At 50.9% G+C, this 12,570-nt stretch carries 10 protein-coding genes and 2 tRNA genes; 4 read left to right on the forward strand and 8 right to left on the reverse strand.

The genetic code is table 11. The features are described 5' to 3' along the window. Window positions 1-193 precede the first annotated feature (193 nt). Window positions 194-889 (reverse strand): YjjG family noncanonical pyrimidine nucleotidase, encoded by a 696-nt coding sequence (locus tag A0G03_RS18570; protein ID WP_048262598.1) that lies wholly within the window; start codon window positions 887-889, stop codon window positions 194-196. Continuing rightward, the gene (locus tag A0G03_RS18575) at window positions 886-2,082 is read right to left on the reverse strand and encodes an MFS transporter (RefSeq protein ID WP_262982884.1); all 1,197 of its coding nucleotides are present in this window, start codon (window positions 2,080-2,082) and stop codon (window positions 886-888) included. The genes A0G03_RS18570 and A0G03_RS18575 overlap by 4 nt, the downstream gene beginning before the upstream one ends. Before the next feature lie 202 nt (window positions 2,083-2,284). On the opposite strand from A0G03_RS18575, the gene A0G03_RS18580 reads away from it, so the two are divergent. Continuing rightward, window positions 2,285-2,884: a hypothetical protein gene (locus tag A0G03_RS18580; protein WP_048262601.1), complete on the forward strand. Its 600-nt coding sequence runs from the start codon at window positions 2,285-2,287 to the stop codon at window positions 2,882-2,884. 44 nt (window positions 2,885-2,928) lie between these two features. Here A0G03_RS18580 and A0G03_RS18585 read toward each other — a convergent pair whose 3' ends face one another. The 5 genes from A0G03_RS18585 to orn all read right to left on the reverse strand — a co-directional run bounded on the left by A0G03_RS18585 (window position 2,929) and on the right by orn (window position 5,291). Next, the gene (locus A0G03_RS18585; protein ID WP_101749537.1) at window positions 2,929-3,180 is read right to left on the reverse strand and encodes an ArsR/SmtB family transcription factor; all 252 of its coding nucleotides are present in this window, start codon (window positions 3,178-3,180) and stop codon (window positions 2,929-2,931) included. 65 nt (window positions 3,181-3,245) lie between these two features. After that, window positions 3,246-3,791: a hypothetical protein gene (locus A0G03_RS18590; RefSeq protein WP_048262605.1), complete on the reverse strand. Its 546-nt coding sequence runs from the start codon at window positions 3,789-3,791 to the stop codon at window positions 3,246-3,248. A 535-nt stretch (window positions 3,792-4,326) separates the two neighbouring features. Beyond that, window positions 4,327-4,402 (reverse strand) — tRNA-Gly (locus tag A0G03_RS18600). Window positions 4,403-4,478: 76 nt separating this feature from the next. Beyond that, a tRNA-Gly gene (locus A0G03_RS18605) sits at window positions 4,479-4,554 on the reverse strand. Window positions 4,555-4,748: 194 nt separating this feature from the next. Continuing rightward, the gene (orn, locus tag A0G03_RS18610) at window positions 4,749-5,291 is read right to left on the reverse strand and encodes an oligoribonuclease (protein WP_039308982.1); all 543 of its coding nucleotides are present in this window, start codon (window positions 5,289-5,291) and stop codon (window positions 4,749-4,751) included. Window positions 5,292-5,598: 307 nt separating this feature from the next. Between orn and rsgA the strand changes: the two genes are divergently transcribed. The 3 genes from rsgA to mscM all read left to right on the forward strand — a co-directional run bounded on the left by rsgA (window position 5,599) and on the right by mscM (window position 11,123). Further along, a complete protein-coding gene (gene rsgA, locus A0G03_RS18615; RefSeq protein ID WP_048262607.1) occupies window positions 5,599-6,648 on the forward strand; it encodes a small ribosomal subunit biogenesis GTPase RsgA in 1,050 nt (349 codons plus the stop codon). 143 nt (window positions 6,649-6,791) lie between these two features. Further along, window positions 6,792-7,745 carry an archaetidylserine decarboxylase gene (gene asd, locus A0G03_RS18620; protein WP_048262608.1) on the forward strand — a complete coding sequence of 318 codons (954 nt, stop codon included), beginning with the start codon at window positions 6,792-6,794 and terminating at the stop codon, window positions 7,743-7,745. 54 nt (window positions 7,746-7,799) lie between these two features. Next, the gene (mscM, locus tag A0G03_RS18625; RefSeq protein ID WP_048262609.1) at window positions 7,800-11,123 is read left to right on the forward strand and encodes a miniconductance mechanosensitive channel MscM; all 3,324 of its coding nucleotides are present in this window, start codon (window positions 7,800-7,802) and stop codon (window positions 11,121-11,123) included. Between the two features lie 51 nt (window positions 11,124-11,174). Here the strand turns inward: mscM and epmA are convergent, their stop codons facing one another. After that, a complete protein-coding gene (gene epmA / locus A0G03_RS18630) occupies window positions 11,175-12,152 on the reverse strand; it encodes an elongation factor P--(R)-beta-lysine ligase (RefSeq protein ID WP_048262611.1) in 978 nt (325 codons plus the stop codon). Window positions 12,153-12,570 lie beyond the last annotated feature (418 nt).

Raw genomic sequence — 12,570 nt, forward strand, 5'->3', positions numbered from 1 at the left:
AGCTTCTGACAGGCACACGCGCACCAAAAAAAGGCAAAACGTTACAAAAATGCATTACGAATGATGCAGAGGATGGCGGGAGAAGGTCAGAGAGAAACGAGGCAATATTGATCGGCGAACTGAGTTCATGGAGGAGAGTGACGACAACCGAATACGAATGAATTGATTGTCGTCGGCACAGCTTTATATCGGCTTAAGACTTGGCGCTGAGCTGCGTGAATACATCCGATAGCGTTGCTGCCTCGTAGGTTGGTGCGATATCTGAATCGTTGGCGGCTCCGTTCGCATTGAACCAACAGCTGTCTATGCCGTACAGATTCGCTCCCAGGATATCGGCATCAAGCCTGTCTCCCACGATGATCGCCTTGGTTTTCTCAAACGTGCTGAACTTGCTGGCCGAGAACTCAAAGAAACGCGCGTCCGGCTTCGCGAATCCGCAAGACTCAGAGGTGGCAACAAACGTGAGCCAATCTGCCAATCCCGAGTTCGCTACTCGCTTCGCCTGCACATACTCAATGCCGTTGGTAATAATGCCAACCTCACCGATCTCGGCAAGCGCTTCGCATATCTGAACAGCGCCATCCACCAGCACCACGGTTTCAGGCAAGCATTCCAAATAGAGGCTGCTCGCTTTATTGGGGTCGATATCAATGCCATGAAGGGAGAACGTGCGGCGGAATCGCTCTACTTTCAGCAGATCTTTGGTGATTCCCCCCTTCTCAAACTCGCTCCATAGCTGGGAATTCTCGCGCTGGTAGTCTGCAAACAGGGTCGTATTTTCAATATCGATGCCAAGGCTTGTCAGCGTGCGCACAAACGAAAGACGCTCAGAGGCTTTGAAGTCCAACAGCGTGTCATCAAGGTCAAACAGGAAGTGGCGATATTTCATAAATGCTCGTTACTCGAAATCAAGGAATCGCTTTTGGTGGAGACTGACTGCGCGGGCTTAGCAGCCGTCAGCGCGCGGTTAACGCCCAGAATTACAACGATGAGCGACAGCGTCAATAGCCCGATCATCACCCACGGAAATGCGCCCGGCCCTGCGCTGCTAAGGAGCAATCCGCCGATGACGCCTCCAGCAGCAACAGCGGTGTTCCATGATGTAGTAGACATCGACTGTGCGACGTCCACGGCATCAGACGAGAGATGAGTCATTGCCGTTTGCGTGACGACAGAAAATCCCCCGAAAGACATTCCCCACATAAAGACGGCCAGAACCAAAATGATCGGTACATCGGACCAAAGGCCCAGAAGTAGCGTTGCCGCGGCGAATAACAGCACTTCAGCAGGACCGAGACGCTTGAGGTTCCCATCAACGATGATGCCAGACAGCACCAGGCCAAAAACCGCACCGGCCCCGAAAATGAACAGTACTCCGTTGAGCCAGTCGCCCATGGCAGAAGCCACGAGGAAAGGTTCGATGTAAATATAGAGAATATTGTGCGTGACGATATAAGTGAGGATCAATGCAAGCGTCGCCCCGACGCCACGCTTGGAGGCAACCTGAGGCAGCGATAGCCGCTGATCAGCCGATTCACCCGGAAAATCAGGAGCAAAAATCGCGATCCAGACGACGAGGAGCACCGCGATAACCGACACTAATCCAAATGCGCCCTGCCAGCCGATCGCTGATCCGAGCAAGCCGCCAATCGGTACGCCGAGAACCAACGCAGCCGTAGAACCCGCACCAACAATAGCGATGGCACGCCCAAGTAACCAACGAGGAACCATACGGGATGCGTATCCGGCAAGCATCGACCAGACTACGCCGCCAAACAGGCCAGCAACAAAACGGGCGGCCAGTGATAAAACGTAGTTGTCCGAAAATGCGGTCACCGCATTAACGACGGCAAATCCGCTAATCGCTATAAGCAACAGAGGTTTGCGTCGCATTCCTCGCGTCAGCGCCGTAGCGGGAATCGCGGATAAAAGCGCCCCCAGAGCAAACGCAGTGATGAACTGACCGGCCAAACTTTCGGAAACGTCCAGACCCGTAGCGATCGAACTGAGGAGCCCTGCTGGCATGATCTCAGTCAGTAAGGTCAGAAACGCGGCTGTCGCAAGAGCGAGGAGCTTTAACACGGGGAGAGACGGGGATGGGATTCGATTTGCACTCAAAATGATTATTCACCTGTAACACTGACCTGTCGTGGCACACTAATTTTCAGCCACCTGAATAGAGATGATACCATCACATCCGTATACAAACAGGTAACATGATGATTCCTGAAGGTCATCATGCTGCGGATACGCATTCAGAGGCACAATACGTGGTTGGTCAACAATGTTAAAAATATCTTTCTTTACTCTATTTGCGATGTATTTAAAAGAATCGACCATTCGGGATCCCACTATATTGGGGCTTAAGGATTTTTCGCCGATAGAACTGATTTCTCAAGGGTATGAGTTAGTCGGCGAACCGGCTGATTTTCATTTTTATGAGAAGGATTATGTTGTTGGTCACCATAATAAAAAACTGAATATTGTTTTTAAACACTACTTTTACCTCGATGAAAATGCAGGAAACGGTCTCTCAGTCGGAAGAGGCGCGAGCCTGATTTCCCTTTTGCAAGGCTATAAGGCCTTTTGTTTGGCGGATGGATCCATTGAGCCGATTTTTTATTTTTCGGATGATAAGAAAGACGGAGCCGTTATATTAGGGCACTCGGTCGTCGTTCGCTTCAGCCAATCGAGTAAAAGAGGACAATATTCTGTTGTCACTATTGAAAGTGATTTTAGTGAGTCGGCACAGTTTCAGATGACCTCAACCAATGCGGTTAAAAAAACCATGCACGCCTATGACGCGACATTACCGCTCTCAAAATCAAAGCGTAGGAAGAAATCCAGTGCATTTTGCAGGCTGGCTAAATTTCTGTCAGTTTGAGCGTTTTTTGTGATTGCAGGCAGCCAGAAGCAGAATATTTTTCTTTAGCCCTCGGTTTTCCCACACAGTTCTTCAGACAGCCATTGAATGTAATCCACCAACGCCGCTTCATTTCTCTGGCAGTACGTCCATTTCTGGTAGCGTTTTACCGTAATGAAACCCGCTTGTCGTAACAGATCGACATGTCGGCTGGCAGTAGGCTGGGCGATATGCAACGCATCGGCAATCAGCGTAATACACACACCAAATTCCTGCGGATCGGCTGACGTCTGCCCACTAAAATGTTGTTGCAGCATGGGCGTGTGAATAGCCGTAAATTGCAGGGTATCGCCTGCAATTTACGGTAGAAAATAAAGAGTTATTATTTCTTCATCTCAATGCTTTTCATTTCATCTTTACTTAACCCATGCATTGAGCTGCTAATAACACAATTGTAAGTTTCACCTTTATTAATAACCATGAAAGTACTTACTGGGTTTTTCATTTTTTTATCAAGAGAGAAAAGGATATTGGCATCAGGTAAAACACTGGGGCTAAATGCACCAAATGAATAGCTATCAGATAGACCCAAGGCTGATAAATCCGCCGTTAATTCCATTGGCTGTGTACTGTGAGGTGAAGGGAACATAGACTTCGCTGACATCATCATTGATTGGGTATTAATGTTATATTCTGTTGTCACTTTCATGCCCACATATTTTGATTCAGGCATATTTAGCTGTTTCTCACACATTGCATCATGCTGCGGGCTAGGCGTTCCATTTTGCAGGACGGCATGAACATGTTTTAATTCAAGTTGTTCTTTTCCGGTATGTGCTTTTGCCATGTCATCAGCCTGAGCAAATCCACTCATCACCAAAGCCGCCGTTGCTACAACGTGTAAAATAGAACGATTCATTGCATTCATTTTTTCTATCCTCTTTTATCTACAGGGAAACCATATGATCCATGATAACAATCTGTTAGTTATTAAATAAATCCGTTAGTTATTAAATAACTGGAATGCCTCATGAAATTTAAATGATATTTCCCAGAGAAAATAGAATAGAAAAAACAAAAAAAGATAATAACAACCAGCTTGTTTTTGAATGATGTGTTTTTACAAATGCATTCTGGTTATAAACATAGTCAAATTTCAATATTACGTCAAAATCAAATCGACGCAAAAATAAAATAAAAACAAATATCAGAATAAATATAACCAAGCTAAGCATTTGATGAAATTATTTATCTATAATATCAACGTTCAAGGCGCAACTCGAATGTACAGCCAAGAATGCTCATCGGGTAGAAGATTGGGGATACCACAAGACCGGTATGCGACGTAGCGTACGATCGGTATCTATTTCTGTACAACGGAAGATGCACAACGGAAAAAAGTTGAATAAGCTTTATCGCAGTAAGGAAAGTAGTGATGTAATCAAAAAGAGAGACTAAAAGATTGGAGCGGGAAACGAGACTCGAACTCGCGACCCCGACCTTGGCAAGGTCGTGCTCTACCAACTGAGCTATTCCCGCATATCGGACAGACAGTAACAGGCGTTACGTCTTATTACTGCACACGGCTTGTATGGTGACAAACAGTGAGAAAACTTGGAGCGGGAAACGAGACTCGAACTCGCGACCCCGACCTTGGCAAGGTCGTGCTCTACCAACTGAGCTATTCCCGCTCGGGAAATCTACATACGATGTTGAAGTTCTTTAATTGAAATTCTTCATCGGTATGGGGTGCGCATTATACGAGAAATCCGTTTAACCGCAAGCCCCCGAAAATGAAAAATTGTCTGACTGCTGATAAAACCGACATCATGGCGTAAATAGCAGCAAAATCGCGGCACATCACGCCCTACCCGTCTTGCTTAATCTACAGCCGCAGAAAATTCTCACGGTAATAGGCCAGTTCCGCCAGTGATTCACGAATATCGTCCATCGCCTGATGTGTGCCTTGCTTCTTAAAGCCCGCCATGATTTCCGGCTTCCAGCGTCGCGCCAGCTCTTTGAGCGTGCTGACATCCAGATAGCGGTAATGGAAGTAGGCTTCCAGCTCTGGCATATAGCGGAACAGGAAACGGCGATCCTGACCGATGCTGTTGCCGCAGATCGGCGATTTACCCGCCGGTACCCATTTTTGTAGAAACGCCAGCGTTTCCAGCTCGGCGGCGCGTTCATCCGCGGTGCTGGCTTTGACGCGATCCGTCAAGCCGCTGGCACCGTGCGTGCGCACATTCCAGTCATCCATCAGCGCCAGTTGGCTGTCCGACTGATGCACCGCCAATACCGGTCCTTCGGCCAACACGTTCAGATTTGCATCCGTAACCAAGGTTGCGATCTCAATGATGCGATCGTGATCCGGGTTCAGGCCGGTCATCTCAAGATCGATCCAGATCAGGTTATTTTCATCTACCATCGTGGGAGTTCCTGTTGCATTGTGCCTTGTCGTCGATACAAGGATACCAGTATCAATCTCAATGCTGATACCGACAAGGTGGTATCAGTTAATTAAAATCAAATAGGGTGTATTATACACCCTAAATAATGCGAGTTGCAGGAAGGCGGCGACACAGTAAATCCTCAGGAGCTTACACCAGTAAATGACTGGGGTGAGCGAGGAAGCCAACGCACATGCAGCTTGAAGTATGACGGGTATAGTCTGTTAAAACGCGGCGGGCGATAACGCACTGCCGCGAACGATAAATCGTCTTAAGTGAGGCTCAGTGAGCAAAAAGAAACTGTCGAAAGGTCAGCAGCGTCGGGTTAGCGCCAACCACCAGCGTCGCCTGAAAAAAACGGAAAGCAAAGTTGAATGGGAAGATAGCCAACTGGGCGATGCGCAGGAAGGCATTATCATCAGCCGATTCGGCATGCATGCCGATGTAGAAGCCACCGATGGCGTGGTACACCGCTGCAACATTCGTCGGACCATTTCATCGTTGGTAACGGGCGACCGCGTCGTCTGGCGTCCCGGCCATGAATCGCTCGCAGGCATCAGCGGGATCGTGGAAGCCGTTCACCCTCGTCATTCCGTACTGACACGCCCTGACTATTACGATGGCATTAAACCGATCGCCGCCAATATCGATCAGATCGTGATCGTTTCAGCGATCTTGCCAGAACTGTCGCTGAACATTATCGATCGCTATCTGGTCGCCTGCGAAACGCTGGAGGTCGAACCGCTGATCGTGCTGAACAAAATTGACTTGCTGGATGACAAATCCCGCCAGTTAGTTGATAAATCGATGGATATTTATCGCGCGCTCAAGTATCGCGTGTTGATGGTTTCCAGCCATACCCAACAAGGTATTTCCGAACTGGAGCAGGCGCTCACCGACCGAATCAGTATTTTCGCCGGACAATCAGGCGTAGGGAAATCCAGCCTGCTTAATGCGCTGCTCGCACTGGGTGAAGAACGCATTCTGGTCAATGAGGTTTCTGATAACTCAGGGTTGGGGCAACACACCACCACCGCCTCTCGGCTTTATCACTTCCCGCACGGCGGCGACGTGATCGACTCACCGGGCGTGCGCGAATTTGGTCTGTGGCATCTGGAACCTGAACAAGTTACCAGTGGTTTCATTGAGTTACGTGAATACATCGGCTCATGTAAGTTCCGCGATTGTAAACATGAAAACGATCCGGGCTGTGCGATTAATGCCGCACGTGAGCGCGGAGATATTGCTAAAGAGCGCTTTGATAACTATCACCGGATTCTGGAAAGCATGGCGCAAGTAAAAACGCGTAAAGGCTTTTCGGATACAGATAACTGACATTTATCATGACCATCGTTACAATGCGCCCCCTTTGAGGGTAAGTGAATCCGCTTACTCTCTTTCTGGGTTACCGCTGGCGGCGTCAGCGTGTTCCCCAGACAGCTTGTTTTATGGCGCACTATTAACCCAAGAGGCTCACTGTGCTGGATAATCTCAAAATCAAATTACAGTATTGGCTTCCCAAGATCTGGCTGACCCGCTTAGCGGGCTGGGGAGCAAATAAGCGTGCGGGAAAACTCACCAAACTGGTGATCGATCTGTTTGTCCGTCAATACCACGTCAACATGCAGGAAGCACAGCAACCGGATACTGCATCCTACCGCACGTTTAACGAATTTTTCGTTCGCCCGCTGCGTCCTGGTATTCGCCCTGTCGATCCGCATGCGCATCGTCTGGTGCAGCCCGCAGACGGCGTACTGTCACAGTTTGGTCCGATTACCGACGGCAAGCTGATTCAGGCGAAAAATCACGACTACACGCTGGAAGCGCTGCTGGCTGGCAACTATGTGATGGCCGATCTGTTCCGCGACGGCCTGTTTGCCACCATTTATCTTTCACCGCGTGATTATCACCGCCTCCACATGCCGTGTGACGGTGTGCTGCGTGAAATGATTTATGTCCCGGGCGACCTGTTCTCCGTCAACCTGCTGACGGCAGATAATGTGCCGAATCTGTTTGCTCGTAACGAACGTGTCATTTGCCTGTTTGATACTGAGTTTGGTCCGTTGGCACAGATTCTGGTCGGTGCGACCATTGTCGGCAGTATCGAAACCGTGTGGGCAGGCGTGGTAACGCCACCGCGCGAAGGCATCATCAAGCGTTGGACTTACCCGCAGGCGGGCGAAGAAGGCGCAGTCGTGTTGGCGAAAGGCGAGGAAATGGGTCGCTTCAAGCTGGGCTCAACCGTGATTAACCTGTTTACCGCAGGCGACCTTCAGTTTGCCGCACATCTTAATACCATGAGTGTGACCCGTATGGGTGAACCGTTTGCCGAAGTCCGTCAGGATGAGCAAACGCCCGTTGTCTTCCCGGAAGGAACCGAGCTGGAAGAAAACGGCACCGTGCAGACAGGCCACAAGCCCGACGCACCGTAAATAACGTCCGACTTTAGTCGCTTGTAAAAGTGTTGTTTGTAAAAGGTAGCTAACGTGCGTTTGATTCTGACTTTTCTTCTGGGATGTTTATTATCAACTGCCGCGTTGGCTGCCACTGCGCCCAATGAGTCGCAGTTACGCCAGCAGCTACAGCAGGCAGAAGCCAACAAAGGCGCGGCCGATCAAGCGAAAATTGTCGAGGAATATCAGGCTGCACTGAATACCTTACAGGATCGCAAAGAGGCGCAGGAACGCGCCACACAGTATCAGCGCGTCATTGATGATTTCCCCAAACTGGTTCAAGAGCTGCGTCGCCAGCTTAATGCCGAAGATGGCAAGTCATCGTCGATTTCAGAGAGTCTCTCCAGCAACGATCTCGAACAGCAGTTACTGCAAACAAGCAGTCAGTTGTTGGAACAGGCTCGCCAACTCCAGCAAGAACAGGATCGGCTGCGTGAAATCGGCGATTCACTGAGCCAGCTTCCGCAGCAGCAAACTGAAGCCAGCCGCATGCAAAGCGATGCGGAACGCCGTATTCAGTCTCTCGGTACGCCCGCCACCCCGCTGGGGCAAGCGCAGCTCGTCGCACTTCAGGCCGAATCCGCACTGCGCAAAAGCCGGGTGGATGAACTGGAGCTGGCGCAGCTTTCAGCCAGTAACCGTCAGGAGCTATCCCGGTTACGCGTCGAACTGTATAAAAAGCGTCACGACAGGCTGGATCTGCTGCAACAGGATTTACGCAGCCGACTTAACAACCTACGCCAGCGTGAAGCCGAGCAGGCATTAGAACGCACAGAACTGCTCGCCGAACAAAGTGGCGATTTACCCGCTGTCATCAGCAAGCAGTTACAGATTAACCGTGAGTTATCCGTCGCGCTGAATCAACAAGCCCAGCGGATGGATCTTATCGCCTCTCAGCAACGTCAGGCCGCGACGCACACGATTCAGGTTCGTCAGGCGCTGAGCACCATTCGCGAACAGGCGCAGTGGCTCGGTGTTTCACCGATATTGGGTGAAACGTTGCGGGCACAGATCGCCCGTCTGCCGGAAATGCCCAAACCTCAGTTGCTGGATAGCGATATGGCGCAGCTGCGCGTACAGCGCCTGCACTTCGAAGACCTGATTAATAAACCGCAAGATCTTGAGAACGCCAAACAGGATAACGGCGATCCGTTGACCAGCGCACAGCAGCGTATCCTGACCGATCAGATGCGTACCCAGCGCGATTTGCTGACTTCACTGATCTCCGGCTGTGACTCGCAGATACTCGAACTCACCAAACTCAAAGTCGCCAATAACCAACTGGCGGATGCCTTAACCGAAACGCGCGAAGCAGCCCACCGCGATCTGTTCTGGGTTGCTGATGTTGAGCCTGTGACGTTCGCCTATCCGATCAAGCTGGTGCAGGATCTGACGCGCCTGCTGTCGCTGGATACGCTGACACAGCTGGGTAGCGCACTCGTGATGATGGTGACTAGCCAGGAAACCGTGCTGCCGCTGTTAGGCGCATTACTGCTGGTTGGCTTCAGCATCAGTTCCCGCCGTCATTATCATGCATTTATGGAACGTGCCAGCAGCCGCGTGGGTAAAGTCACGCTCGATCACTTCATGCTGACGTTACGTACCGTGTTCTGGTCCCTCCTTACCGCCCTGCCGCTGCCGGTGCTCTGGGCGGCGCTGGGCTACGGACTGCAAAACACCTGGCCTTACCCAATTGCTGTCGCCATCGGCGACAGCGTCACCGCCACCGTGCCGTTAATGTGGCTGGTGATGATTAGCGCCTCGTTCTCGCACCCACAGGGGCTGTTTATTGTCCACTTCCGCTGGTCGCCAGAGCACGTAGCCAGAGCGATGCGCTATTATCGCCTCTCCATCGCCTTTATCGTGCCGCTGATTATGGCGCTGATTACCTTCGATAAGCTCAACGATCGCGAGTTCTCTAGCACGCTGGGGCGGCTCTGCTTCATCCTTCTCTGTATGGCGTTGAGTCTGGTCACTGCTGGGTTAAAACGCGCCGGTATTCCGCTGTATCTGGATAAAGAAGGGTCGGGAGAGAACTCCGTTAACCGCGCGATGTGGAACATCTTGATCGGCGTGCCGCTCGTTGCCGCGCTGGCCTCCTGCATCGGCTATCTGGCGACCGCACAGGCGCTGTTAGCGCGACTGGAAACCTCTGTCTCTATCTGGTTCTTCCTGTTGGTGATTTACCACATTATTCGCCGTTGGATGCTGATTCAGCGGCGTCGCATCGCCTTCGATCGCGCCAAGCAACGACGTTCGGAAATTCTGGCGCAGCGTGCCAAAGGTGAAGAAGATCCGCAGTCTGCGTCATCCCATGAAAGCAGCTCGGAAGCTGTGGAAGAACCCGTCGTCGATCTGGATGCCATCAGCGCCAAATCCTTGCAACTGGTACGATCCATTCTGACGTTGATCGCACTGGTTTCCGTGATTGCACTGTGGTCAGAGATTCATTCGGCTTTCGCGTTTCTGGAGAATATCAGCCTGTGGGATGTCTCTAGCACGGTCAAAGGCGTGGAGAGCGTGCAGGCGATTACGCTGGGGTCCGTGCTCATCGCCATTCTGATTTTCATTGTTACCGCACAGCTGGTGCGTAACCTGCCCGCCCTGCTGGAGCTGGCGATTCTGCAACATCTGGATCTGTCGCCGGGTAGCGGCTACGCCATTACCACCATCAGCAAATATATTCTGATGCTGATCGGCTGCCTGATGGGATTCTCACTCATCGGGATCGAATGGTCGAAACTGCAATGGCTGGTTGCTGCGCTGGGTGTAGGGCTTGGGTTTGGTTTGCAGGAGATCTTCGCCAACTTTATCTCAGGCCTGATCATCCTGTTCGAGAAACCGATCCGCATCGGCGATACCGTCACAATCCGCGATCTCACGGGTAGCGTCATGCGTATTAATACCCGCGCCACCACCATTTCCGACTGGGACCGCAAAGAGATTATCGTTCCGAACAAGGCGTTTATCACCGAGCAGTTTATCAACTGGTCGCTGTCAGATTCGGTCACCCGTGTCGTCATGACGGTGCCTGCTCCGGCGAATGCGAACAGTCAGGAAGTCACAGAATTGCTCATGGATGCGGTGAAGCGTTGTTCGCTGATTCTGGATACGCCAGAGCCAGAAGCCTTCCTCGTCGACCTCCAACAGGGGATTCAGATTTTCGAGCTGCGCGTTTTCGCCGCCGAAATGGGGCACCGAATGCCGCTGCGCCATGAACTGCATCAGCTGATTCTGGAAAACTACCGCAAGCACAATCTGGAGCTTCCTTTCCCACCGTTCCAAGTGAAAATGGACAATCTGTCGCGCAGTGGAAAAACGCTGACGCCACGGCAGCGAACGCCGGGCAGCTTATAAGAGAGGAAAATGGGCGGCGGCCAGATGTGGCACCGCCCTATATCAGACGGGTTACGCGCGCTCTACGGAGAACGCAATCACGTCACTCAGCTTCTCGGCATTCAGCGCCAGCATGATCAAACGATCCACACCCAGCGCCACACCGGCACACTCAGGCAGACCGAGTTTCAACGCCGCCAGCAGGTTTTCATCAATCGGCTGCTGTGACAGGCCACGCGCGGCACGCTTACGGTTATCCTGCTCGAAACGCTGACGCTGCTCATCGGCATCGGTCAATTCGCGGAAGCCATTCGCCAGCTCAATCCCTTTGAAATAGACTTCAAAACGCTCGGCAACGCGATGGTCTTCCGAGCTGATCTCTGCCAGAGAGGCTTGCGTGGCTGGGAAGTGGTAGACAAATGCTGGCTTGTCGCGCCCGATGTTCGGCTCAACGCCGAAGGTAAACAGCATCTGCACCAGCGAATCGCGGTCGTCTTCACCGCAGGCTATATCGCCCAGCCCGAGTTTTTCTGCCGCTTCGCGCAGTTGCGCTTTATCGACAGAAAGAGGATCAATTTCCAGATGGCGTAAAAATGCCTGCTGATAGGAGAGCATTTCCGCGCTTTCACAATCCAGTACCTGCTGTAACAGGTCATCGACCTCATTCATCAGGCGGTACATATCATAGTGAGGGCGATACCATTCCAGCATGGTGAATTCTGGGTTGTGGTGTCGGCCTGATTCTTCGTTGCGGAAACTGCGACACAGTTGGAAGATCGGCCCGCTGCCAGCAGCCAGCAGACGCTTCATATGGTATTCCGGACTAGTCATCAAATACAGCGTCATGCCATCCGCAGCACCGGGGCCAACGAAGCGGGTTTGGAATGGGTATAAGAAAACATCCGTTACCGTCGCCTGGCTCATCGCTGGCGTTTCGACTTCCAGCACTCCACGATCGGTGAAGAAACGTCGGACAGCGGCAACTATCGACGCTCGTTTCAACAAATTAGCGACAGAAGCACTAGGTTGCCAACTTGTCGTCTCGCTCATGGTTCTTACTCCAAAGTCAAACAGGGGGTGCAGTCTACCCGCATCAGCCCAAATTTCCAGCGGAAAAAAGCCAGATGTGCTTTTCCACAAAGCGTGTCCTATCCTTTCAAAGACGGCGAAAAGAGAGCATCCATAAATTATATCCAGTGAATCATTTTCTTATATCCCTCTCAAAAGGGTTATTAAAGAAATAAAAGCATCGTTTCTCTGTAAATAAGCCTTCCGATCACGTTTTTATCAATAAATACGGTACTTGCTGAAAAAACCACAAAATGCAGGATCACATCAAATTTCGCCTACCTATAATTCGGTATAATCATTCCCACACAAAAATTATAGGTTTATCTATTCTTTATACGTCTATCACACAATTTTAATCGGGTTTGATATTAAGCTCGGATATAAAGACAGAAATGAA

Source organism: Pectobacterium peruviense, from assembly GCF_002847345.1.
GTDB classification, from domain to species: Bacteria; Pseudomonadota; Gammaproteobacteria; order Enterobacterales; family Enterobacteriaceae; genus Pectobacterium; species Pectobacterium peruviense.